Consider the following 22,398-nt stretch of genomic DNA (forward strand, 5'->3'; position numbering starts at 1 on the left):
ATTAAACTATAGTTAAAGTAGCTGTAGTATGGCTCGATTTTTGATATTTTTACCAAAAATAAGCTATCATGAAAATTAGTTCAAAACACCTACCATTAGGCATTTTTTTCATCTTTTTTTTATTCAATATATCTTCAGTTTCTGCTCAAGATGAATCTGAAATTGTAGAAGCTTATGAAGATTATACAGAAGCCGCCCGCGAAGTTGTTTACTTACACTTAAATAAATCTACATTTATAAAAGGTGAGACTTTAGGTTTTAAAGCTTATGTGATGGATAAGAAAGACAAGAAGCCATCCTTGCTCACTACCAATTTGTATGTTAGTATTGAGGATGAAAATCAAAAAACTATAAAGAAAAAACTTGTACGTGTTTTTGATGGTGTAGCTTCTAACGTATTTACAATAGATTCACTTTTTACATCAGGACATTATAATATAAAAGCATATACCAATTGGATGCTTAATTTTAATGAGCAAAACCATTATGCTGAGACAGTAAAAATTATAGATCCAGAAGTAGAAGAATATGTAGAGGAAGCCATTGTAGATAATGAGATTGATGCTCAATTTTTACCAGAAAGCGGGCATTTACTTCATGGTATTGTAAATAATGTTGGTGTTATCATAAAAGACAATTTAGGATTTGGTATTCCTAATGTTTCTGGTGAGGTTGTAGGGAAAAACGATGAAGTGATTTCAACCTTTCAAACCAATCAATTAGGTATCGGAAAGTTTCCGCTTTTAGCAGAATTTGGCACCAACTATAAAATTAATGTCAACCATGCGAACAAAGACTTTAGCTTTGATTTGGGGCATAGTGTAGAAAAAAATGGAGTTGTACTATCAGTAAAACGATTGAAAACTAAACTGTTTGCATCAATAATCACCAATTCAGAAACATTAGAATCTATAAAAAATCAAAGATTTACATTGATGATTCATAATGGTGATGCTTATGAAATAATGGATGTGTATTTTACGGATAATACCACAGTTAACAAAGCGATAGAATACAGTAACACACCATCTGGTATCAATATTTTAACCTTATTTAATGAAGATGATATCCCAGTTTCCGAGCGATTATTCTTTAATTATGAAGGTATTAATTTTATAAAATCTAATGATATATCCGCAACGAGAAAAAGAGACTCACTAACTATTAAATTAGCTTACAACGCTATTAATAAAAACGAATTAAATAGTCTAAGTGTTTCTGTTTTACCTCAAGAAACACAGTCTTATGACAGGCACAATAATATTGTTTCATATACATTTATACAACCTTATATAAAAGGTACTGTAGAAAAAGGCAAGTATTACTTTACAGATATCACTGAGAGAAAACAATACGAACTAGACAATCTTCTTATAACACAAGGATGGAGTAGCTATAATTGGAATAATATTTTTAATGACGAGTATAACCAAAACTATAACTTTGAACAAGGCATTAGGCTTAAGGCTAATTTAAGTAATAGAGATTTAAAAGGAAAATCGGATAACTCTTATCTTATGTACGCCATTAGTGAAGAAGAACCAAGAATTTTTGAAGTTGCAGAAGAAGAGAAAAGCTTTTACATAGACAATCTATTCCCAGTTGGTACTAATAAGATTAACTTCTCTAAAATGACGAAGGTTAATGGATTAATTCCAGCATCATTATATATACAGTCATTTCCGAGTATTATCCCAACCTTAACAGCACCACTTAATGTGTTAAAACCAAAACCTGATTACAAAGTTTCAGAATCCTTAATGAAACAAAACTCAATAGTCTTTAATAAATTGGACGAAGTTCAAAATCTTGAAGAAGTTGTAGTAATGTCTAGATTAGACCGCAAAAGACAGCGTATAGAAAAATTAAGTCAGGGACGTTATGGTAAAGTCGATGTTGTTGAAGAAGAGGATAGATTACTCTATAATACATTAACTAATTATTTAATCGCAAAAGGATTTAATGTAGATGAATCTAGCGGTGGATTAGTAATTACCGACCGTTATAGTTCTGGTGGTGCACGACCAGGCTTTGAAGAAAGTGATTCTCGCAATTTAAGTCCTGTGATATTTCTAGATGATGTACAGATACTAGATACCGCATTACTTTTTCAGTATTCACTTACAAATATCGATTATATAGAAATTAACCGAAGAGGCTTTGGCGAAGGTCTACGTGGTGGAAATGGTACAATACGAATTTACTCTAATAGCAAGATTTCTAAAAGCTATAATAATTGGGATACCGTACAAGAATATGAGCTACCATTAGTGTTTAGTCCCGAGAAAACATATTATGCACCAAAATATCAAAACACCGGCGATGCATTCTATAAAGCTTATGGAAGCGTCGATTGGAAACCAAATTTACAAGTCGATGACAATGGTGTTTTAAATGTAAAAATAGTTCGTCCAAGAATTCCCATAACACTTTATGTAGAAGGCATTTCTAATGATGGTTCATTTGTATTCGAAGAGAAATCAATAACACTAAACTAGGCATTGGCGATATAAAAATTTGACTTGTGGCACGGTGTTTGTAAATTTACCTACAAGCTATCAATTATTAATTTTAAAACCATCGCTTATGAAAACCTCTATTTTTCGTCGTGTTTCGACACTAGTTTTATTTGCTTTCCTATTAAGTTTCTAAGATCTAAGTGCTCAGTAGAATTCTACTGACATCATCAATAGTTATGAAGATTATACTTCAGATGCCAGAGAAGTCGTTTATGTACATCTGAATAAATCTACTTTTATTAAAGGTGAAATATTAGGCTTTACAGCTTATGTATTAGATAAAAAAAATAAAAAAACATCTCAACTTACTACCAATCTTTATGTGAGCATAGAAGATGAGAACAATAAAGTTCTCAAACAAAAACTTCTGAAAGTAGAAAATGGTGTTGCTACTAACGCAATTACATTAGACTCAACCTTTACTTCAGGCTAATACACCTTTAAGGCATATACCAATTGGATGCGTAATTTTAATGAACCGAACTACTTTGTGGAATCTGTAAGAGTTATAGATCCAGATGTTGGGGAATACATTGAAACAGCATCTGTTAAAAATGACATAGATGCACAATTCCTACCAGAAGGAGGACATTTACTAAACGGCGTCGTTAATAACGTGGGTGTTGTATTAAAAGATCATAAAGGTTATGGAGTAGCATCTGTAAAAGGAACGGTATATGACCAGTTTGATAACTTAATAACTGAATTTGAAGTTAATAAATTTGGTATAGGTAAATTTCCTTTACTTGCTGAATTAGGTAAAGATTACAAAATAAAATTCTCTAAATTAAATAAAGATTATAGTTTCACTTTAAACCAAAAAATTGAATCTATTGGTGTAACATTATCCTTAGTTCACTATAGAAATAAAGCGTTGGTTGCTTTAATTACGAATAAAGAAAGTTTAAAACTTATTAAAGGCAAGCCTTATCAGCTTGCAGTGCACAATGGTGATAAAATAGAAGCTTTAGAAGTAGTTTTTGAAGACGAATTAAATATCGTTAAAGTATTCGATTTAGAGACTATGCCTGCTGGTGTTAATGTACTTACCTTGTTTAATGAAAATAATAAGCCTGTAATAGAACGATTATTCTTCAATTATAATGGTATTGATATTTTGGCATCAAGCGACTTAAAGGCGAGTAAAGCAAACGACTCTATTACCATGACGCTTAATTTTAAGCATATTGAAGCCAATAAATTTAATAATCTACGTGTATCTATTACCACAAGAAACAGAATCTTATAACAGACATCACAATATACTCTAAAAAACCAATTTACAGCCTTATGTCAATGGTTCTATTGAGCAGGCCAAATACTATTTTGTGGATATTACCGAATAAAAACAAGCAGAGCTTGATAATTTGTTAGTCACTCAGGGCTGGAGTAGTTATAACTGGACAGATATTTTTAGACCAGCTACGCTACCAATGTACGCCTTTGAGCAAGGCATTAGATTAAGAGCTAATATTAATGATAGCTCAGGGCAAGAAAGCACATACGTGGTACATGCATTAGATAACCAAGAACCTCAGTATATCGAAGTCAATGAAAATGAAACTGCATTTACGGTAAACAACGTATTCTTAAATGAAAAAGATAAAATTCATCTTTCTAAAATTAATAAAAAAGATGAATTAGAACCTGCAAAACTATATTTACAGGCCTTTCCAAGTACAATACCATCATTAGATGTTACTAACGAGATTTTAAAACCTAAATCACCATATGGTATATTTGCTAGTCTGAAAAATGTACAAATCTCTTTTGAGAATATAAATAAAGTCCAACAGCTTGAGGAAGTCGTTGTAAAAACTGTTTTAGAAAGAACAATGATAAGAGCCAGAATGCTTAGTGAAGGAAGACAAGGAAGAGTTCAGGTTGTGGATGAAAATGATCGAATTCAATTTCAAACATTAGCAAACTTTTTGAACTTTAGAAGTCGTATGCGAGCATCAGATGTCAATGGAAGACTTATTGTTAACCAGTTGGGTGCTGGTAGACCGACAATTTATTTAGATGATATGTTAGTTTTAGACACTTCATTATTATATCTTTTTCCACTGAACAATGTAGACTATATTGAATCTGCCAGAGTAAATGTTGGAGGTACAATTAATGGAAATTCAGGGTATTTAAAGATTTACACTGATTATACTAACAGAGGTAGTAAAGCAAATGCTCAATCTACACAATATTATAGTTTACCCTTAACGTTTAGTACTAAGAAAAAATATTATACACCAAAGTACAGATACTATAACGATGACTTTTACAAAGGCTATGGTATCGTAGATTGGAAACCAGTGCTTACTGCAGATAATAATGGAAACATAAGTATAAAAATACTACAACCAGAAGTGCCAATCACTTTATTTATTGAAGGTATTGCAAATGATGATAGTTTTATTTTCGAAGAAAAAACGATATCACTAAATTAGAAGACTAAAAATTTCTAAAATGTATGCTTAAAATAGCATATCATCCAATTTATAAACATCCATTACCAGAAGGACACCGTTTCCCGATGGAAAAATATGACTTATTGCCACAGCAACTACTTTATGAAGGTACTTGCAGTGGCAATAATTTTTTTGAACCTATTCGTCCAAATGACAAACATATTTTAGCGGTTCACGAACCAGAATATTATTATGATTTAATCAATATAACATTAGACCAACGTGCAGCACGTAAAATTGGTTTTCCGCTAAGTGAAGTTTTGGTTGAGCGCGAAGTTATAATCGCAGGTGGCACCATTAAATCTTCAGATTTTGCCTTAAAATATGGCATTGCAATGAATATTGCTGGTGGTACACACCATGCCTATACAAATCGTGGTGAAGCGTTTTGTTTACTAAATGACCAGGCTATTGGAGCACGATATCTTCAGAAAAAAGGTATAGTAAAAAAAGTGCTTATTGTAGATTTAGATGTACATCAAGGTAATGGTACTGCTGAAATTTTTCAGAATGACGATACAGTCTATACCTTTTCTATGCATGGAAAAAGTAATTATCCTTTCAAAAAAGAACAGAGCGATTTAGATATAGCGTTAGATAATGATACGGACGATAACACTTATATCAGAATTCTGAAAAGAACTCTTCCAAAACTTATAGATGAGCAGCAACCAGATTTTATCTATTACTTGTCTGGTGTAGATGTTATTGCTTCAGATAAATTAGGAAAACTCGGTATGAGTGTAGAAGGCTGTAAAGCGCGTGACCGATTTGTTTTACAAACCTGCAAAGATCTAGACATTCCTGTTATGTGTAGTATGGGAGGAGGATACTCAGCAGACATAAAAACTATTGTAGATGCACATGCCAACACCTACCGATTAGCACAAGAAATTTTCTTTTAAACAAAAAGCGCTAGTTTACTAACTAACGCTTATTTAGACACCCACCTATTTTCCAGAGAAAATCTCCTTTAATTGTGTTACCATATTTCCATTACCAGAAACGGTAATCTCACCGATTTTATCAGCGATTTTTTCAACATACTCCATTTCTTTTAGCTTGTAAAGCATGTCATTCTCTTCCATCAACTTTGCTGTATTTAGCAAGCTACGTGTAGAAGCTGTTTCTTCACGTCTGGTAATTACATTAGCTTGTGCTTTCTTTTGAGCGACTAAAACCTGGTTCATGATGTCTTTCATTTCACCTGTTAAAATCACATCTCTAATACCGCAGTTTATTACGGTTATACCTAATTTAGAAGCACTTGCTTTTACATCTTCAAACACTGCTTCTGCAATGTTTTCTTTACGTTCTAACAATTCATCTAAAGTGTAAGCACCAACATAAGCACGCAAAACTAATTGCATTGTAATGTATAATTGCTTTTCGTAATCCTTGTTTTCTAAAAGCGCTTTTTCTACATCTGTAACTTTGTACTGTGTATAAAAGTTAATACGGATAGCCGCTTTATCTTTAGTTAACAATTCTTGTCCGGCAATTTCTAATTGTAACTGACGTAAATCTGCTTTAGCAATTTTAATTGACGTATCATTTCTCCAGAAACGGTAAGTACCACCTTCTAAAGTTTTTGTATATACATCATCTACTAAAAGCACAGCTTTCTCGTAAGTTGCAACTTCAAATGTTCTAATATATTTACTGATTTCCAATTTGCTAAATAGTGATTTATCCAGATTTTCTGTAATATAGATTTTGCTTAAACCCACACGTACATACTCACGTTCAATTAGACCTTTCCAGTATACATAACGACCAGGGGTTAGAACAGATTTAAAGTTTCCTTTTTCATATAGTAAAACTAATTCTCCGTCCTTAACCTCAATAACATCTAGCATGTTAGCTAAAACCTCATCTTTTAATAAGATTTCTAATGCTATTGGCGCCATGAAAATAGCAATTAAATCAAACGTTAACACGCGCTGATTGAAACCTAACCAGTGTAAACCTTCGGTTATTACCTTTACGTAATCTCCTCTTTTGAATACTAAACCTACTTTTCCTGCATTAATTCTTACTCGTAACATTGTTTTTGTTTTTAAATTAAACATTAGTGTTTGCCAACTAAGGCGATTTGGTAATACTTGTAACGGACGGATTACCAACTCTAAATACTACTGACGAGCTTAGTAATAATCAGAGTATATTTTTGTTTTAAATCATCATTTTTAAAAAATAGTAGATTGCAAATCATCTCTTCCATACGGAATTACTCATAGTAATATCAGCCATAATCAGTGAAATGACTAGCTGTTAAAAAAGAAAAACATGTGTTCTTGCCTTTTAACTTTTAATCAAAACAGTAATCACTTTTAAGATTACAAATCAGTAATTCAGGTATATCTAAGATTGCTCCAGTGTTTTCATTCCTGCGCAGGCAGGAATCTAAAGCCAATTTACAATCCACTATTTCGTCATTTTTATTGAGCAGTGTGACGGACTGCTTTTCTATCAGTTTTACAAGATGATAAGCTTTGGTGGACATTCTTTGCCCTTGAGCTGCATTTTAAGTGCAGTGCAGTGCTCTACCGTTGAGCTACTCATTCTTAAATGAGATCGGATTCGAACCGACAACACCTACGTTTCTATTGTTCTAACCAAACTGAACTACCTCAAACGAATTGAGAGTGGGAATCGAACCCACGACCTATAGAGTCGGTGACTATTTTTTGGTTAACAGTCAACACCTTCAAGTCTAGTTGTATATAAAAACATCATACATCTCTGCAACGTTTTATACAATAGTGTTATACCGAAACACCCAACAAGACCAGCTTGATATCACTACCTGCGTTGGCAGGAATCTTTTCAATAATCTTTAGTGGAACAGACAGGAATTGAACCTGTATATCTGCATTTTCAGTGCAGTGTATTGACCAACTTTACTACTGTTCCAGTTTAAGTGCCTATCAAGATTTTAACTTAATCCTAGAGGATATACCTCCTGTGCGAGCCATTACACTATAGATACTTTTATTGATAACCTGAATGGATTTGAACCATTACCTCAAGAGTCAATGTCTTGAGTGCTGCCATTACACCACAGGTTAATATTATAAGCCTAATAGGATTCGAACCTATTGAGCTTATGCACCAATTTTACAGATTGGCTCAACTCTCCAACGTTGACGCATTCCCATTAAATCGGCAAACCAAAGCTTGCCGATTTTGTTTAGTCTCCTTTCTTTTTAATTACAGTAAATTATTCAGCCTATTCTGAAACCAGCTGTTTTTAGTTTCTGTTTCAGCTTCTATTTTAGCCTGATTTTCTATGATTCTATTTTCGTTCGCCTGTACTTTTTTCTTCTTTTTTACTCGAGATAAAACAGTATCAACAAAACTGATAAAATCATCATTCAATGCTAATTGCTTTGCGTCTTTAAGAACTTTTTCAGCATCTTCATACTTAACTATACTTTCATATAGTTGTCCTTGTGCCAAAGCAATGCCAGCCTTACCAATACCCTTTAGCGTTTTAGCAAAGTCAATTAACTTTTGGGCTTCTTCAAAATCCTCGTTGTTAATCAACAACCTTATATAATCTGGGTATATATCTTGTGTTTCAAAATTGCTAGCTATAGCTTTTTCAAAATAGTATTTTGCCGTTTCGTTATCACCTAATTGCTCGTAGTGAACTTTTGCCATTAAATGCAAAGCTTTTACATTTTCTGGGTCGTAAGACAAAGCATAATTTAAGGCTTCAACCGCTTTTTCTAATTCCCATGGATAGGCTTCTATAGCTCTAAACAAGTGGATGTTATGTAAATTATTCTCCATGATATTTTCATTCAATAGTTTGTTACTGTTTTAAAATGCAACATGTTTTGTGCTGCTCTTAAAACTGCTCAGATTGATGTATTCTTTAATTTTTTGAAATAAAAAATCCGAAACAGTTTGTTTGCTTCGGATTCTTCTCTGGGAAATAAATTATCTACAGAAAATACCGAAGCCTTGTAAATGACTCGAGGTCATAACTTAAATTTTGAAATGCTACAATATATTTTAGCATGGCTTCTTGTTTTTGTTATTAATTATGTTAATGAGAATTGGTTAATTCTGCGATGCAAAGATGAAAACTATTTTTAAAAAACAAATAATATTTTAATTTATTTTATTGATTATCAATTTGTTATGTTTGTTTTAAAGCAAGGGACTTCCTGTCCGCCTTACGCAGATAAATGAAGGTTTTTGGCAAGCGTCTGTATCCCAATTGCTTAGTCTTCAATACGTGTTTTTTTATTTTTTAAAGTCTAGTTTCAAAATTTTTAATTTTTTTCATAAAAAAAGCGCCCAATTTCTTGAACGCTTGTACTATTTATAGATTTTGTGTTTAAATCATCTGCAATTAATGATTAAAAATAGATACATGACGTCCTTGTCGTTGAAATAATTCTATACTATTTCCTCGATAATCCCACTGACACATCAGTGATTTGGATGCTCTATGTACTAATGTCTTAATCATTTGTGATGCAAATATGCCACATTAGACATCTAAATACCAAATTTTTGGTTTACAAAATTTCTCAAATGCTTTAATAAAGAAACTAAAAAATGTGCCAGTAACTGTTTATCTTTGTATAAAACAAAGAAGTTATGTTATCAAAAACCATAGAATCTGCATTAAATAAACAAATACGAATTGAGGCCGAATCATCTCAAACCTATTTAGCAATGGCCGTTTGGGCAGAAGTAAAAGGATTAGAAGGTATCTCTAACTTTATGTATGATCAGTCCGATGAAGAACGTGAGCATATGCTTAAACTCGTAAAGTTTGTTAATGAACGTGGAGGACATGCTCATATTTCAGAGTTAAACGCGCCAGATGTTATATATAGTTCGTTTCGCGAAATGTTTGAAAAACTTTTAGAACACGAAATATTTGTATCAGAAAGCATTAATGAATTAGTCCATATCTCTTTACAGGAAAAAGACTATGCAACTCACAATTTCTTACAGTGGTATGTTGCTGAACAAATAGAAGAAGAAGCCGTGGCCAGAACCATATTAGATAAAATAAATATGATTGGTGATGATAAAGGTGGCTTGTATTTGTTTGATAGAGACATACAACAACTTACCGTGAGTTCTGCCGCAGATACACCTGAGGAATAAGACGTTAAAAACTAACAATTAAAGACTGGTATTTCAACTTTGAGGTACCAGTTTATTATTTTCTACGACTATTCTAAAAGCGTTAAAATTATATTTAGAATAAATAAAAATAATTATTTTTACACCATCTTTTTTTTAAGTCAAAAAATGGGCAAAAAGAAAAATAAAAAGCTAAAAAAGGAACGTATAAAAGTTCTTAAAGCACAAGGTCCAGAAGGTCTTAGTGGAGTTAAATCTAAATGATGTAAAAAGTATAAAAAAGCAGAACATAAACGTTGTAAAAAGTGTCCTTGTTTTGATTTGCTAAAAAAAGTTGCCTAAATATATTACCTAACGCTACTTATCTATTAACAGCTAATTAACTAAATACCTACTATTAACTATATTTGTTTTATTTTAGAAGCAAAAAATTGCTAATTATGAACAAAACTACTTTTACAATGAATACTATTACTAAACTCTCCTTCTTTTTAGGAGTTTTGTTTTTTTCTCTTAACATAACTGCTCAAGACAACGGATTTGTTAGACAACAATTTATTCCTGATGGACCAATATGTAGGCTACCACCTGGTGAATACACAGGATTAACGTCTTCACTCAGAAACGAAGCTGTCTTAGAAAAAATGCGTGGTGGAGGCACACCTTGTTCTAATTTTGTGGTAAATTATACAGGTTTTACACCAGAAGCTCAGACCGCATTTCAATTTGCAGTAGATATTTGGTCCTTTTCAATTGAATCCTCTGTAGATATCATTATCAATGCCAATTTTGAAGATTTAGGTGGCAATACATTAGGTGCTGCAGGACCTCTGGGCTACTTCACTGTAGATACAAATATTGCACCAGAAGCCATGCCAAATACATGGTATCCTAAAGCGCTTGTAGAAAAATTAGAAGGATCTGATACGGATAATTTTGGTTTGCAAACACCAGATATTAGTGCTAGCTTCAGTAGTACTTTTAATTTTTATTTTGGATTAGATGCTAATCCACCTGCAAATCAAATAGATTTTGTAACAGTTGTTTTACATGAGATAGGTCATGGTCTTGGGTTTACCTCGAGAAGATCTTCTGACGGAACAATAGGAACAGTTATAAACGGCACTACAAGAAATACCATTTACGACGAATTTGTAGAAAATGGGATTGGAGCATCAATTCTATCTTTTACTGACCCTTCAACAGACTTACACGTTGAATTCACAAGTGGTGATTTGTTTTGTAATGGTCCGATTGCAGTTGGCCAAAATGGTGGGGTACCACCAGAATTTTTTGCACCTGCTTCTTATACACCTGGTTCAAGTTATGCGCATTGGGATGAGTTTATCTATCCGGCTGGTGACCTCAATGCGTTAATGACACCTTCTGCAGCGCAAGGTGAAGGAAATCATAATATAGGTAATATCACTTTGGGCTTTTTTGAAGATATGGGATGGTCCATTTGTGGTGGTTCTTTAACCGTAGATGAATTTGAAGTAGCTGATATAGAAATTAGTCCAAATCCATTTACATCTTCTGTAAGTATAAAACTGGTGAATGGTTTTAACGACGACTACACCGTAGATTTAATTGATATAAATGGTAGAGTGATCATGACTGAAAATAAATCTGCTAACAGCGATACCATTACACTATCAAATTTAGATAAATTAGATAATGCACTTTATTTTGTAAAAATTACAAATGATATTACAGGTGCAACAATTACTAAAAGAGTAATTAAGAATTAAATAAGGTAACCCTCTAATACATAAAAAGGAGCAACCCAAAAAGTTGCTCCTTTTTTAATTTTTATAGATTAGGATTATCTACTTTCCTAACATTAATAATTCACTACAAATCACTTCAGTAATGTAACGTTTCATACCATCTTTGTCTTCCCAAGAACGCGTCGTTAATTTACCTTCTATAGCAACTTCTTTTCCCTTGCCAACATATTTCTCAACGATCTGTGCTGTTTTTCCCCAAGCCACAATGTTGTGCCATTGCGTGTCTGTTACTTTTTCACCTTGTGCATTCTTGTAGCTCTCGTTAGTTGCTATTGCAAATTTTGCCAAGGTCTTGCCTGATTCTAAATTGATGATTTCTGGATCTTTACCTAAGTTACCAATCAACTGTACTTTGTTTCTTAATGTGTTCATGTGTTCTAAATTTTAATGTTAAACAGTTAATACTATCGAGTTCTTATGTTTCGACATGTCAAAGATGTAAGGACTCACAAATTTTATTCGGTTGTTACCTATTTAAATTCGTTTGTAAATGTTTGTAGTCGTTTGTAAATGACTATATTTGTCGAACTAAAATACGCTAACAACAGTAATGAAAAGACTTCTTAGCTATATTTACCCAGTAACAAAGACTATTGAGTCTCAACATAGTGGTATGCTAGAAATTACATGGTATAATGGTAAAAAGCATTTAAATTCTAAAAATGCTAACTATAGTTATGGGTCTTTGCAACGTATTTTAAAGTTTGGAATTGAAAAAATTGATCTTAAAAAAGTAAATTCTGTGTTGGTTTTAGGTATGGGAGGTGGAAGCGTTATTGAAACCCTACGTAAAGATTTTAACTTTCAACAAAAGATAACTGCAGTTGAAATAGATGCTTCAATTATAGAAATTGCCAAAACTGAATTTGGTATTACGGAAAATGAAAAATTAAAAATTTATTGTTTAGACGCAATAGATTTTATTAAAACTAATACTGAACTTTTTGACCTCATTATTATTGATTTATTTATTGATTTAACGGTTCCTAATAAATTCCAAAGAGTTGATTTTTGGAAAATGATTCTAAAATCAAAATCATCAAAAGGTGATGTCATATTTAATGCAGACGTAGTTGATAACAAATCAAATACTAAGTTAGACGAAATTATTTCTTTTTTAAAATCAAAAGTTTACGATGTTTCAGTCTATGAAAAAGTAAATAACACAAATACTGTAATTGTTGCCAATGGCTTATAATATATTTTTAAATTTAATTAAAACTTATGCAAAAAAAATGTCCGGAATGTGGTGATAAAATTATCGGTAGAATTGACAAAAAATTCTGCAGCGATGGATGCAGAAATGCATTTAATAATCGTGTCAATAAAGATTCTAAGAACCTCATTAGAAACACTAACAATAGACTGCGAAAAAATTATAGAATTTTAGAAGTGCTCAATCCCAACAAAAAGACAAAATGCTCTCGAGCCAAATTAATTGAAAAAGGGTTTGACTTTAATTATTTTACAAGCATATACACTACCAAAGCTGGTACTGTTTATTACTTTGTGTATGATCAAGGGTATTTACCCTTAGAGGGAGATTATTACGCCTTGGTAAAAAGAGACGATTAAGAACTACTCTTTGTTGTACTGTTCCAGTTTTCTCCTTTAAGTTGTAAGGCTGCTTTAAGAATATCTTTCTGGCTAATTTGCCCAACAAGTTTTCCGTTTTCAATTATTGGAAATCTTCGTCTTTTAGAATTTAGAAACTTATTTGCCGCATCAAAAACATCCATGTTGCCATCAATAGTTTCAACATCTTTTGCCATTCGTTTTTCAACATTATCATGTTCTAAAGGCATATTATAATATCGGCTTTCACTCAATTGTTTTAAACAATCACCTTCAGAAATAATTCCTACTAATTCTTGTTTATTATTTACAACTGGCCCTCCAGATATTTTGTGTTTTATTAAAGATTCAACAACTTCTTGTACAGACTGATTTGGCGTAAACGTTATAAGCGTCGTTGTCATGTAATCTCTAACTTTTAATGCTACTGGTTCTGTAATGGTTTGTTGCTTACGCGAACCTTGAAAACTCTTTATTCCCATAACGTTATATTTTAGTGTTTAAATTAAAGTTACTGAAAATTAATTGTTTAGCAAAATAGAATTTTCAATGTGTAATAAGACGTATTTTTGTAACTGTATATATTAATAATGTTGAAACCACAAATAAGTGTTATAGGTTGCGGATGGCTTGGCTTGCCACTGGGAAAGGAATTGATTGAAAATGGTCATACGGTTAATGGCTCCACTACTTCACCAGAAAAACTAGCTATAATTGAAAACAATGGCATGTTGCCTTTTTTAATTGAACTCAATGAAACTGGTATTAAAGGAAACATTGCTGATTTTTTAAATAAAAGCGATACCGTAATTATAAATATTCCTCCTGGACTTAGAAAAAATACGAATAAAAATCATGTCGCTGAAATTACCTTGTTGTTAAAGGAAGTATCCAAGACTAGAGTTAAAAATATTATTTATGTGAGTTCTACTTCAGTTTTTGAGGATGATTCCGAAATTCCAATAATCACTGACAAAACTCGCCCAAATGGAACTTCAGAGGCAGCAAAACAACTTATTGAAATAGAACATTTACTTAGAGAAAAGGCTAAACTTAATACGACTATTATCAGATTCGGCGGTTTATTTGATTCCAAAAGGCAGCCTGCCAACTATTTATCTGGCAAAAATAATATTGCCAACCCTAAAGCTCCCATTAATCTTATTCATAAAAGCGACTGTATAGAAATTATTTCAGAAATTTTAAAACAAGAAGCTTGGAATATTACTCTTAATGCGGTTTACCCTGCTCATCCTGAGAAACAACTCTATTATAGTGACTATTGTAAACAGCACAATTTAGACGTTCCGAGTTTTAATACTTCAGAGAAAAGTAAAGGTAAAATTGTAGATAGTACAAAATTAATACAGCTTTTGAGCTATACGTTTAAGGAAGTACCTTAGAAATTAATAGTTTTTTAAGACCAGTTACTATTAATTTTTATAGTTTTAAGCCCTAGAATTTTGAAAAAACAAATCATTCGATAACTAAGAAATAATTAATTAAAAACAAATGAAACAGATTACAATCGCAGTTGTTATGCTATTTTCAGTTAGTGTTTTTGCACAGACAAATACTGAGCTAAAAAAACACTTTGAAACGTATTACAAAGAAATGAAAAAACAAGGTGATGTACGTGGTATTATTAATGCCATGACACATTTAAATATCTTAGAGCCAAATGTGGCAAGAAAAGATACCTTAGCTTACTTATACCTTTCAGAAGGTCAATACAGACAAGCGCTGAATACTATAGGTATAGAGAAAAACGCATCAGATTCTGATATGAATGTTGAGGTAAAAGCATTAGCACTAAAAAACCTTAACCAGCCTAAAATGGCATTAGAGCATTATGAAGTTCTATTTGAGCGCGACCCAAATGTGTATTTAGCTTATGAAATGGCGGATATGAAAATACAAATTAACGATATTGAAGGCGCTAGAAAAAATATTGAATATGGCTTAGCCAATGTAACCGATGACATGAAGCGTGCTTTTTACGAAACGCAACAGCCTTATGAAACCTCTATGAAAGCTGCATTTTTGTGCTTAAAAGGTCTTATGACATTTACTGAAAATAAAACAGCGAATATAGATGCTGCATTAAAACTAATGAATGATGCACTAGCTATTGATCCTAAGTTTAATTTAGCTAAAATTAGCCGTCAGGCACTTGAATCTCAAAAGGCTCAAAATGCCACAGAGACAAAAAACTAAGTAATAATAACCCATAAAAAAAGCAGCTCAATGAGCTGCTTTTTTTATTTAAAATTATAATTACCAAATTCTAACTCTTTGCTCCGGTGGTAAATACATAGCGTCACCTTCTTTAATATCAAATGCTTCATAGAAAGCATCAATATTTTTAAGAGGCTGTGTTGCTCTAACCACTCCAGGAGAGTGAGGATCTGTTTTAATTTGCGTTTCTAATGCGTCTGGTCTACTTAACGTTCTCCATACTGTAGCCCATGACATAAAAAATCGTTGTTCTGCTGTAAACCCATCAATATCTTCAGGTCTACCATTTTCTTTAAAGTACAGTTGCAATCCGTCATAAGCTCCTAATACACCTCCTAAATCTCCAATATTTTCACCTAAGGTGTTTCTTCCATCAACATACAAGCTGTCTCCCATTTGAATAGCTGAATATTGTTCAACTAAGGCATCACCTCGTTTCTTAAATTCTTCTAAATCTTCTGGCGTCCACCAGTTAATTAAATTTCCATCACTATCAAATTGAGACCCTTGGTCGTCAAAAGCATGCGAAATCTCATGTCCTATTACAGCTCCTATTCCACCATAATTTACAGCTTCATCTGCTGTCCAATTATAAAATGGTGGTTGTAAGATTGCAGCTGGAAAAACAATTTCATTATTTAAAGGATTAAAGTAAGCATTTACCATTTGTGGCGGCATATTCCATTCCTTTTTATCTACTTTTTGCCCCAAATCTGCAAGAGTTTCTTTTAGATTCCATTCAGAAAAGGCCATCATATTATCTGCATAGCTATTTCCTTCTTTAATCATTAATTCTGAATAATCTCTCCATTCATCCGGATAAGCAATCTTAACTGTAAACTTATCTAATTTTTCTATAGCTTTTGCTTTTGTCTCTGCACTCATCCAATCTAACTTGTCAATTCTAGCTTTAAATGCAGTAATGACATTGGCTATCATTTTTTCGGCTTTTTCTTTAGCTTCAGGTGGAAACTTTGCATCAACATATAATTGACCTATAGCCTCCCCAACGCGCCCTGTAACATTATCCATAGCACGGTCTTGTGCTGGTCTTTGTGTTTCAGTTCCCCTAAGAGTTTTACTGTAAAAATCCCAATTAGCTTTTTCTATTTCGGTAGTTAAAAAACCTGTTGCACCATTTAAGGTGTTCCATTTCATTATAGTTTTAATGTCTTCTATTGGTGTAGAAGTTAATATATTTTCTAAAGCTTTCATATATCTAATTTCAACTACAAACACAGTATCCAATTGTTGTTCTACTCCAGAATCTTTGAGAAACTTGTTCCAATTTACAGATGTAGTCATTTCTGTTAATTGCTCTATACTTCTTGGGTTATTAAAGTTATTGAAATTACGTCTTTCAACCTTGTCAAATTGAGGTTCTGCTAACTTGGTCTCAAGCGCTAAAATCATTTCGGCTGCATTTTTTGCTTCTTCTTCATTGTAATCAATAAACTGCATCATTCTGGTGACATGGTCTACATATTGCTGACGACGCTGTTTAGATTTTTCATCTTGTAATACGTAATAATCTCTATCTGGTAATCCTAATCCACCTTGCGTAATATAAGGTGCATATATGCTACTATCATTTATATCTGGAAATATGGCAAGATTAAAAAATGGCGCTCCAATGCCAGTGGTCTTTGCATACACTTCTTGCATATCTGAGATACTATTTATTCCATCAATAGTTTTTAACAATGGCTGTAAAGGTTTTGTACCTAATTCATTTCGTGCAATTGTATCTAATTCAGATTCAAAAAATAAAAGTGCTTTTTTCTGATCTGATCCTTCTTTATAAGTACCTAACTCTTTCGAAGTTCGCACGATATCTAATACGTCATTTCTTGTTGATTTACGTAAAACACCAAATCCTCCCCAACTAGCTTCCTCTTCAGGAATTTTAGTAGTCTTCATCCAGTTACCATTTACATAGCTGTAAAAATCTTGTTTTGGATCTGCAGTGGTATCCATATTCTCCAGAATAATACCTGGAATCTTTTCTTCTGCCATTGCAGTCTCTTTGGCTTCTTCTTTACATGCTAAAACAGTAAAAAGTGCCAAACCTGATATCGCTAAAACGCGACTAAGATTGGTTTTCATAATATGATTTTAGTTAATTAGAAATAATAGTAATTATAAATAAGACTTAAAAAACTATTTTATGTTACAACTTAATGGCATTTAATGCGTTAAAGTTTTCTATTCTGGTTTTATCTCGTTGTAAATATCAAACTCTATCTTCCTGTTTATTTGTAGGTTTAGATTTGAAAAAGCAACTAAAACATCGCGTATACTTAGTCTTTTTTTCTTAACATCAATATTGCTCAATGTAAGGTCATCGTGAAGTTTTAACAATGTGTTTTCAACAACTAAGACTCTAGAGTTAATTGAATTGGTTTGTAATTGATCTGGTATACCAGCTTTTAATTCCGTGACAAATGTTTTGAGAAGCTCAATATCACCGTTAAAAAATGATAAATCTGCTTTTTTTAGGTAGGTAATTTGAATTGCTAATTCCCTATATTTTTCCCATTGAGAAACAGCATCTTCTCCTTCCGGACTCAAAGCATAATCTGTATATATAAAATTCTCAATCTCTTTAGCATTAATTATAGTTTGCTTGGCAGCACTCTTTTTATCATTATTGACTTGAAGACCTTTATCCTCACCACAAGAAATAAGTAATACAAAACAAATATTTAAAAGGACAAATCCTATTTTCATATACGACTTAAATTGATTGTAAATATACTTAAACTATTAAATTGTGTTTGTAATATTAAAATTATCAAGAAAACTTCTATTTTCTGAAAACTTTAATATTTATCAGAGGTAATTCTCACTATTTTTGATGACACTTTAAAATCAACCAATGCCTTCTAAAATTTTAATCATCGGTGCTTGTGGTCAAATAGGTACAGAACTCACGACAAAGCTAAGGAAAATTCATGGTAAAGATAATGTCATAGCCAGTGATATAAATACCCGAAAACTAGATTTAGTGAACGCTGGTCCATTTGAAATTATTGATGCAAAAAATTTTAATGCTATAAAGGATTGCTGTAAAAATCATAATATAGACACAATCTATCTTATGGCAGCATTACTCAGTGCGACAGGAGAAAAGTATCCTATGGAAGCATGGGATTTAAACATGAATTCACTTTTTCATGTTCTAAATTTAGCAAAAGGAGGCACTATAAAGAAAGTCTATTGGCCTAGTAGTATTGCCGTGTTTGGACCAACAACTCCAAGGGAAAACACACCTCAACATACCATTTCCGAACCAACGACAGTTTATGGCATTACTAAGCAAGTTGGAGAACGATGGTGTGAATATTACCATAAAAAATACGGAGTTGATGTTAGAAGTATCCGCTATCCTGGAATTATAAGTCATAAAGCAATGCCTGGCGGCGGAACCACAGATTATGCCGTAGAAATATATCATGAAGCTATTAAAAATGGTAAATATGAGTGTTTTTTATCTGAGAGCACCAGTCTACCAATGATGTTTATGGATGATGCTATAAAAGGAACTATAGATTTAATGAGCGCGCCAGCTGAAAGTTTAACTATACGATCGTCTTACAACCTATCGGCAATTTCATTCACTCCGAAACAAATTTTTGAAAGTATAAAAACAGAAATGCCAGATTTTGAAATTACTTATAAACCTGATTTTAGACAGGCTATTGCAGAGAGCTGGCCATCATCTATTGATGATTCTATAGCACGTAATGATTGGAATTGGCAACATCGTTTTGATCTAGATGCCATGAGTAAAGTTATGCTTAGTGAATTAAGAAAAAAATATCAGCATTAGAAATTGTCTTAACTTTTTTTAATTCATCTGATTAAAATATAGCTGCAAGGTTTAAATACTTGTAAAAAAAACTAAAAAGGTTAATTGCTACAGTTACCTGATTCCATTATACTTTGAGTAGGATTGAAAGCATTATTAGTGGTACCAAAGGTGCCATTTATTGTTCCACTACTGAACAAAGTATTTAATGCACAGAAATCGATTAATACTGAATTGACTTGTATTTGTATAGGTCCATCAACCAATATTAAATCTTCAAGACCATCTAGAGTAGTAAGTGCACTATTCGAAATATCTATTCGTTTAGTACTCATTAAACCTGATAAACCCAATATAGAGTTTAAATTCAAATTACCAATAATAGTTAATTTACCATTTAATTCTGTACCTGATACACCTTCTAAGTTTATTAAACCTTCATTATTGATAATTCTTAAATTTCCTTGAATAGAATTTAAACTACAAATACCTATCAAATTTGTCAAAGATGTTGTATTCTCTATAACTAATTCACCAACAGTTTCTATATTTCCTAATCCTTGTAAACTAGCAAGAGAATTATGATTTCCACGTATTATAAAATATGATCCATCACCAGAAATAGTTGTTAAATTACTTAATGCATTTATAGTTGTTAGACTTTCATTATCATTCAGATCCATAATTTTGACTGACCCTAAACTATTTAGCCCATTTAAAGAAAGTAAACTTTCATTTAAATTAATAAATATACCGTGAGATACGCTATTTAAATTATCAAGACCTGTTAAAGATGTTAAGTTCTCATTAAAGGTAACATCTAACGAATAAAGATTTGTAACATTTTCTAGACCAATTAAAGATTCTAATCCAGGAGATACTCGTATCGATAGAGAACCAGTAATGCTTCCAAGGCCAACTAATGAGTTTAAGTTAGGGTTATGGGATATAAATAAATTTTCAATTATTATGTCTTCTAAGCCACTTAAACTTGAAAGCAAAGAATTACTAAAAACATCCATATCATTAACATATTCAAGTTGGCTTAAGCTTGTTAAATCAGTAATTGGATCAGACATTGAAGGGTAGTCTGGTCCTATTTTAAGGATTCCATTAATGCTTGAATAGCAAGTCCAATCAAAGTTATTTAACTCACCTTGGCTTCTAAATTGTAAATCGCCTTCATACATTCCATTTGGATTACTGCATAGATCTGACGTTGAATCAGTACTTGAACATGAAGCAAATATGATTAGAGCAATTATTAAAAGAAATAACCTCATAATACTATTGATTTAAAATATGAAAAATACAAATTATAATAATAAACGTGTTACAACAAAGACGTATATAATTTATTGCTAGTTCTAGCCTACTTACGAAAATCCTCGCGGATTTTCTATTCGGTTTTTATTTGCTAAATTACGTGCTAAACCACGCAACAAACCATATACATAAACGTTAGCAACAATTATAAACTCTGAAAATGAACAATATAATTAACTAAAACACAATTAAATACACATTAAAACAAATAAATGAAACTAACTATTATTTTTACCTTTCTAATATCTTTTACTCTAGCAAGCTGTAATTCATCGACACAAGAACAATTTACAATTCAAATAGAGCCATTTTCTATTAGCGAAGCACCAGGCATACAATCTTATGCGTTAGGCAAGACTAGTAATGGTAAATGGCTAGTATTAGGCGGTCGTATAGATGGCTTACATAAAATAAGACCATTTGAAGCTTTCTTAAAAAAAGAAAATAACACTTCAGTATTTGTAATAGATCCTGTTGCCAGTAAGACTTGGGTAACAGATTTAAGTATTCTTCCTGCTGCTATTTTTGAACAATTACAGTCTACAAATCAAGAGTTTCAACAACGAGGAAATACACTTTATGTAATAGGTGGTTATGGATACAGTGAATCTAAAAGAGACCATATTACATATCCTAATTTAACCGCTATAGATTTAGATGGATTGGCAAATGCTATTATTAATAAAGAAAATATATCAGCCTATTTTAGACAGATTACTGATGACAAGCTAGCGGTTACGGGTGGACAATTAGGACTTTTAAACGATATATTCTATTTATGTGGTGGACAATATTTTGAAGGTCGATACAATCCGATGGGTCCAAATCACGGTCCTGGATTTACTCAAAAATATACTAATGAAATTAGAACATTTAAGATTACTGATGATGGTAATAATCTATCTATCAACAACTATTCTGCTAATCAAGATAAACAAAACCTACATAGAAGAGATTACAATATGGTGCCTCAAATTTTTCCCGATAATTCAAAAGGGTTTACAATGTTTAGCGGAGTATTTCAATACGATGCAAATATACCTTGGTTAAATACGGTAGATGTAATAGAAAGTGGTTACAAGGTAAATAATGAATTTAATCAATTACTAAGTCAGTACCATAGTGCTAAAGTTCCTATTTACAACTCAGAAACAAAAGAGATGATGACTGTCTTCTTTGGTGGGTTAAGCCAATATCAATTTGGTAAAAATGGAAAGCTTATTAAAGATGATGAAGTGCCATTTGTTAAAACAATAAGTATGGTTACAAGAAATCTAGATGGATCAATGATAGAAAAAGATTTAGGAATAAAAATGCCCACCTTTTTAGGGTCTGGAGCAGAATTCATTCCTGTATCAGATGAGACTATTTACTTAGAAAATGACATTGTTAATTTAAACACCTTAAAACAAGAAAAAACTCTAATTGGTTACATCTATGGAGGTATTGAAAGTTCAGCCGAGAATATATTTTTTAGAAATAATGGGACTCAAAGTATAGCAAGTAATCAAGCCTTTAAAGTTTATATTACCTTAAAACAAGAATAAATATAGGTAAGT

Annotated in this window: 20 protein-coding genes and 2 tRNA genes; 12 read left to right on the forward strand and 10 right to left on the reverse strand. The window is 32.1% G+C overall.

The annotated features are described in order from the left end of the window. Positions 1–68: 68 nt before the first annotated feature. The 4 genes from ACTG3Y_RS01090 to ACTG3Y_RS01105 all read left to right on the forward strand — a co-directional run bounded on the left by ACTG3Y_RS01090 (position 69) and on the right by ACTG3Y_RS01105 (position 5,889). Positions 69–2,498 carry a hypothetical protein gene (locus ACTG3Y_RS01090; RefSeq protein WP_439151075.1) on the forward strand — a complete coding sequence of 810 codons (2,430 nt, stop codon included), beginning with the start codon at positions 69–71 and terminating at the stop codon, positions 2,496–2,498. Positions 2,499–2,979: 481 nt separating this feature from the next. Further along, entirely contained in the window at positions 2,980–3,768 is a 789-nt protein-coding gene (locus tag ACTG3Y_RS01095; protein WP_439151076.1) for a hypothetical protein, read from the forward strand. A 118-nt stretch (positions 3,769–3,886) separates the two neighbouring features. Further along, positions 3,887–4,963, forward strand: a complete 1,077-nt coding sequence (locus tag ACTG3Y_RS01100) for a hypothetical protein (RefSeq protein ID WP_439151077.1) — start codon at positions 3,887–3,889, stop codon at positions 4,961–4,963. A gap of 23 nt (positions 4,964–4,986) precedes the next feature. Next, entirely contained in the window at positions 4,987–5,889 is a 903-nt protein-coding gene (locus tag ACTG3Y_RS01105; RefSeq protein ID WP_439151078.1) for a histone deacetylase family protein, read from the forward strand. Between the two features lie 45 nt (positions 5,890–5,934). Here ACTG3Y_RS01105 and ACTG3Y_RS01110 read toward each other — a convergent pair whose 3' ends face one another. The 5 genes from ACTG3Y_RS01110 to ACTG3Y_RS01130 all read right to left on the reverse strand — a co-directional run bounded on the left by ACTG3Y_RS01110 (position 5,935) and on the right by ACTG3Y_RS01130 (position 8,782). Beyond that, positions 5,935–7,032, reverse strand: a complete 1,098-nt coding sequence (locus ACTG3Y_RS01110; protein ID WP_439151079.1) for a slipin family protein — start codon at positions 7,030–7,032, stop codon at positions 5,935–5,937. Positions 7,033–7,295: 263 nt separating this feature from the next. Beyond that, the gene (locus ACTG3Y_RS01115) at positions 7,296–7,490 is read right to left on the reverse strand and encodes a hypothetical protein (RefSeq protein ID WP_439151080.1); all 195 of its coding nucleotides are present in this window, start codon (positions 7,488–7,490) and stop codon (positions 7,296–7,298) included. Between the two features lie 337 nt (positions 7,491–7,827). Then, positions 7,828–7,900: transfer RNA gene (locus ACTG3Y_RS01120), tRNA-Phe, on the reverse strand. 84 nt (positions 7,901–7,984) lie between these two features. Continuing rightward, a tRNA-Gln gene (locus tag ACTG3Y_RS01125) sits at positions 7,985–8,055 on the reverse strand. A 142-nt stretch (positions 8,056–8,197) separates the two neighbouring features. Continuing rightward, positions 8,198–8,782 carry a tetratricopeptide repeat protein gene (locus ACTG3Y_RS01130; RefSeq protein WP_439151081.1) on the reverse strand — a complete coding sequence of 195 codons (585 nt, stop codon included), beginning with the start codon at positions 8,780–8,782 and terminating at the stop codon, positions 8,198–8,200. 819 nt (positions 8,783–9,601) lie between these two features. On the opposite strand from ACTG3Y_RS01130, the gene ACTG3Y_RS01135 reads away from it, so the two are divergent. Beyond that, positions 9,602–10,120, forward strand: coding sequence for a ferritin (locus tag ACTG3Y_RS01135; RefSeq protein WP_439151082.1), 519 nt, complete (start codon positions 9,602–9,604; stop codon positions 10,118–10,120). A 419-nt stretch (positions 10,121–10,539) separates the two neighbouring features. Further along, positions 10,540–11,850 carry a T9SS type A sorting domain-containing protein gene (locus ACTG3Y_RS01140; protein ID WP_439151083.1) on the forward strand — a complete coding sequence of 437 codons (1,311 nt, stop codon included), beginning with the start codon at positions 10,540–10,542 and terminating at the stop codon, positions 11,848–11,850. A gap of 78 nt (positions 11,851–11,928) precedes the next feature. Here the strand turns inward: ACTG3Y_RS01140 and ACTG3Y_RS01145 are convergent, their stop codons facing one another. Then, positions 11,929–12,261 carry a single-stranded DNA-binding protein gene (locus ACTG3Y_RS01145; RefSeq protein ID WP_439151084.1) on the reverse strand — a complete coding sequence of 111 codons (333 nt, stop codon included), beginning with the start codon at positions 12,259–12,261 and terminating at the stop codon, positions 11,929–11,931. 178 nt (positions 12,262–12,439) lie between these two features. On the opposite strand from ACTG3Y_RS01145, the gene ACTG3Y_RS01150 reads away from it, so the two are divergent. Beyond that, positions 12,440–13,087 carry a spermidine synthase gene (locus ACTG3Y_RS01150; RefSeq protein ID WP_439151085.1) on the forward strand — a complete coding sequence of 216 codons (648 nt, stop codon included), beginning with the start codon at positions 12,440–12,442 and terminating at the stop codon, positions 13,085–13,087. 26 nt (positions 13,088–13,113) lie between these two features. Next, the gene (locus ACTG3Y_RS01155) at positions 13,114–13,464 is read left to right on the forward strand and encodes a hypothetical protein (RefSeq protein ID WP_439151086.1); all 351 of its coding nucleotides are present in this window, start codon (positions 13,114–13,116) and stop codon (positions 13,462–13,464) included. Here the strand turns inward: ACTG3Y_RS01155 and ACTG3Y_RS01160 are convergent. Then, positions 13,461–13,946: a CBS domain-containing protein gene (locus tag ACTG3Y_RS01160; RefSeq protein WP_439151087.1), complete on the reverse strand. Its 486-nt coding sequence runs from the start codon at positions 13,944–13,946 to the stop codon at positions 13,461–13,463. The genes ACTG3Y_RS01155 and ACTG3Y_RS01160 overlap by 4 nt on opposite strands. Before the next feature lie 108 nt (positions 13,947–14,054). Between ACTG3Y_RS01160 and ACTG3Y_RS01165 the strand changes: the two genes are divergently transcribed. After that, a complete protein-coding gene (locus ACTG3Y_RS01165) occupies positions 14,055–14,867 on the forward strand; it encodes an NAD(P)H-binding protein (RefSeq protein ID WP_439151088.1) in 813 nt (270 codons plus the stop codon). Positions 14,868–14,976: 109 nt separating this feature from the next. After that, the gene (locus tag ACTG3Y_RS01170; protein ID WP_439151089.1) at positions 14,977–15,681 is read left to right on the forward strand and encodes a hypothetical protein; all 705 of its coding nucleotides are present in this window, start codon (positions 14,977–14,979) and stop codon (positions 15,679–15,681) included. Positions 15,682–15,741: 60 nt separating this feature from the next. Here ACTG3Y_RS01170 and ACTG3Y_RS01175 read toward each other — a convergent pair whose 3' ends face one another. Together ACTG3Y_RS01175 and ACTG3Y_RS01180 are read right to left on the reverse strand one after the other, a co-directional pair. Next, a complete protein-coding gene (locus ACTG3Y_RS01175; protein ID WP_439151090.1) occupies positions 15,742–17,808 on the reverse strand; it encodes a M13 family metallopeptidase in 2,067 nt (688 codons plus the stop codon). Positions 17,809–17,907: 99 nt separating this feature from the next. Next, on the reverse strand, positions 17,908–18,432 hold the full coding sequence (locus tag ACTG3Y_RS01180) for a hypothetical protein (RefSeq protein WP_439151091.1): 525 nt from the start codon (positions 18,430–18,432) through the stop codon (positions 17,908–17,910). A gap of 148 nt (positions 18,433–18,580) precedes the next feature. Between ACTG3Y_RS01180 and ACTG3Y_RS01185 the strand changes: the two genes are divergently transcribed. Continuing rightward, the gene (locus ACTG3Y_RS01185; RefSeq protein WP_439151092.1) at positions 18,581–19,534 is read left to right on the forward strand and encodes an NAD-dependent epimerase/dehydratase family protein; all 954 of its coding nucleotides are present in this window, start codon (positions 18,581–18,583) and stop codon (positions 19,532–19,534) included. Between the two features lie 80 nt (positions 19,535–19,614). Here ACTG3Y_RS01185 and ACTG3Y_RS01190 read toward each other — a convergent pair whose 3' ends face one another. Next, a complete protein-coding gene (locus tag ACTG3Y_RS01190) occupies positions 19,615–20,796 on the reverse strand; it encodes a hypothetical protein (RefSeq protein WP_439151093.1) in 1,182 nt (393 codons plus the stop codon). Positions 20,797–21,051: 255 nt separating this feature from the next. Between ACTG3Y_RS01190 and ACTG3Y_RS01195 the strand changes: the two genes are divergently transcribed. Then, on the forward strand, positions 21,052–22,386 hold the full coding sequence (locus ACTG3Y_RS01195; protein ID WP_439151094.1) for a hypothetical protein: 1,335 nt from the start codon (positions 21,052–21,054) through the stop codon (positions 22,384–22,386). Positions 22,387–22,398 lie beyond the last annotated feature (12 nt).

This window comes from Winogradskyella sp., from assembly GCF_965656915.1.
Lineage (GTDB): Bacteria > Bacteroidota > Bacteroidia > Flavobacteriales > Flavobacteriaceae > Winogradskyella.

What these genes read in the sequence shown, in the direction of transcription:
- ACTG3Y_RS01090 (WP_439151075.1), top strand. Translation starts at nt 69, where the DNA reads ATGAAAATTAGTTCAAAACACCTACCATTAGGCATTTTTTTCATCTTT.
- ACTG3Y_RS01095 (WP_439151076.1), top strand. Translation starts at nt 2,980, where the DNA reads ATGCGTAATTTTAATGAACCGAACTACTTTGTGGAATCTGTAAGAGTT.
- ACTG3Y_RS01105 (WP_439151078.1), top strand. Translation starts at nt 4,987, where the DNA reads ATGCTTAAAATAGCATATCATCCAATTTATAAACATCCATTACCAGAA.
- ACTG3Y_RS01110 (WP_439151079.1), bottom strand. Translation starts at nt 7,032, where the DNA reads ATGTTACGAGTAAGAATTAATGCAGGAAAAGTAGGTTTAGTATTCAAA.
- ACTG3Y_RS01115 (WP_439151080.1), bottom strand. Translation starts at nt 7,490, where the DNA reads ATGTCCACCAAAGCTTATCATCTTGTAAAACTGATAGAAAAGCAGTCC.
- ACTG3Y_RS01130 (WP_439151081.1), bottom strand. Translation starts at nt 8,782, where the DNA reads ATGGAGAATAATTTACATAACATCCACTTGTTTAGAGCTATAGAAGCC.
- ACTG3Y_RS01135 (WP_439151082.1), top strand. Translation starts at nt 9,602, where the DNA reads ATGTTATCAAAAACCATAGAATCTGCATTAAATAAACAAATACGAATT.
- ACTG3Y_RS01140 (WP_439151083.1), top strand. Translation starts at nt 10,540, where the DNA reads ATGAACAAAACTACTTTTACAATGAATACTATTACTAAACTCTCCTTC.
- ACTG3Y_RS01145 (WP_439151084.1), bottom strand. Translation starts at nt 12,261, where the DNA reads ATGAACACATTAAGAAACAAAGTACAGTTGATTGGTAACTTAGGTAAA.
- ACTG3Y_RS01150 (WP_439151085.1), top strand. Translation starts at nt 12,440, where the DNA reads ATGAAAAGACTTCTTAGCTATATTTACCCAGTAACAAAGACTATTGAG.
- ACTG3Y_RS01155 (WP_439151086.1), top strand. Translation starts at nt 13,114, where the DNA reads ATGCAAAAAAAATGTCCGGAATGTGGTGATAAAATTATCGGTAGAATT.
- ACTG3Y_RS01160 (WP_439151087.1), bottom strand. Translation starts at nt 13,946, where the DNA reads ATGGGAATAAAGAGTTTTCAAGGTTCGCGTAAGCAACAAACCATTACA.
- ACTG3Y_RS01165 (WP_439151088.1), top strand. Translation starts at nt 14,055, where the DNA reads ATGTTGAAACCACAAATAAGTGTTATAGGTTGCGGATGGCTTGGCTTG.
- ACTG3Y_RS01170 (WP_439151089.1), top strand. Translation starts at nt 14,977, where the DNA reads ATGAAACAGATTACAATCGCAGTTGTTATGCTATTTTCAGTTAGTGTT.
- ACTG3Y_RS01175 (WP_439151090.1), bottom strand. Translation starts at nt 17,808, where the DNA reads ATGAAAACCAATCTTAGTCGCGTTTTAGCGATATCAGGTTTGGCACTT.
- ACTG3Y_RS01180 (WP_439151091.1), bottom strand. Translation starts at nt 18,432, where the DNA reads ATGAAAATAGGATTTGTCCTTTTAAATATTTGTTTTGTATTACTTATT.
- ACTG3Y_RS01185 (WP_439151092.1), top strand. Translation starts at nt 18,581, where the DNA reads ATGCCTTCTAAAATTTTAATCATCGGTGCTTGTGGTCAAATAGGTACA.
- ACTG3Y_RS01190 (WP_439151093.1), bottom strand. Translation starts at nt 20,796, where the DNA reads ATGAGGTTATTTCTTTTAATAATTGCTCTAATCATATTTGCTTCATGT.
- ACTG3Y_RS01195 (WP_439151094.1), top strand. Translation starts at nt 21,052, where the DNA reads ATGAAACTAACTATTATTTTTACCTTTCTAATATCTTTTACTCTAGCA.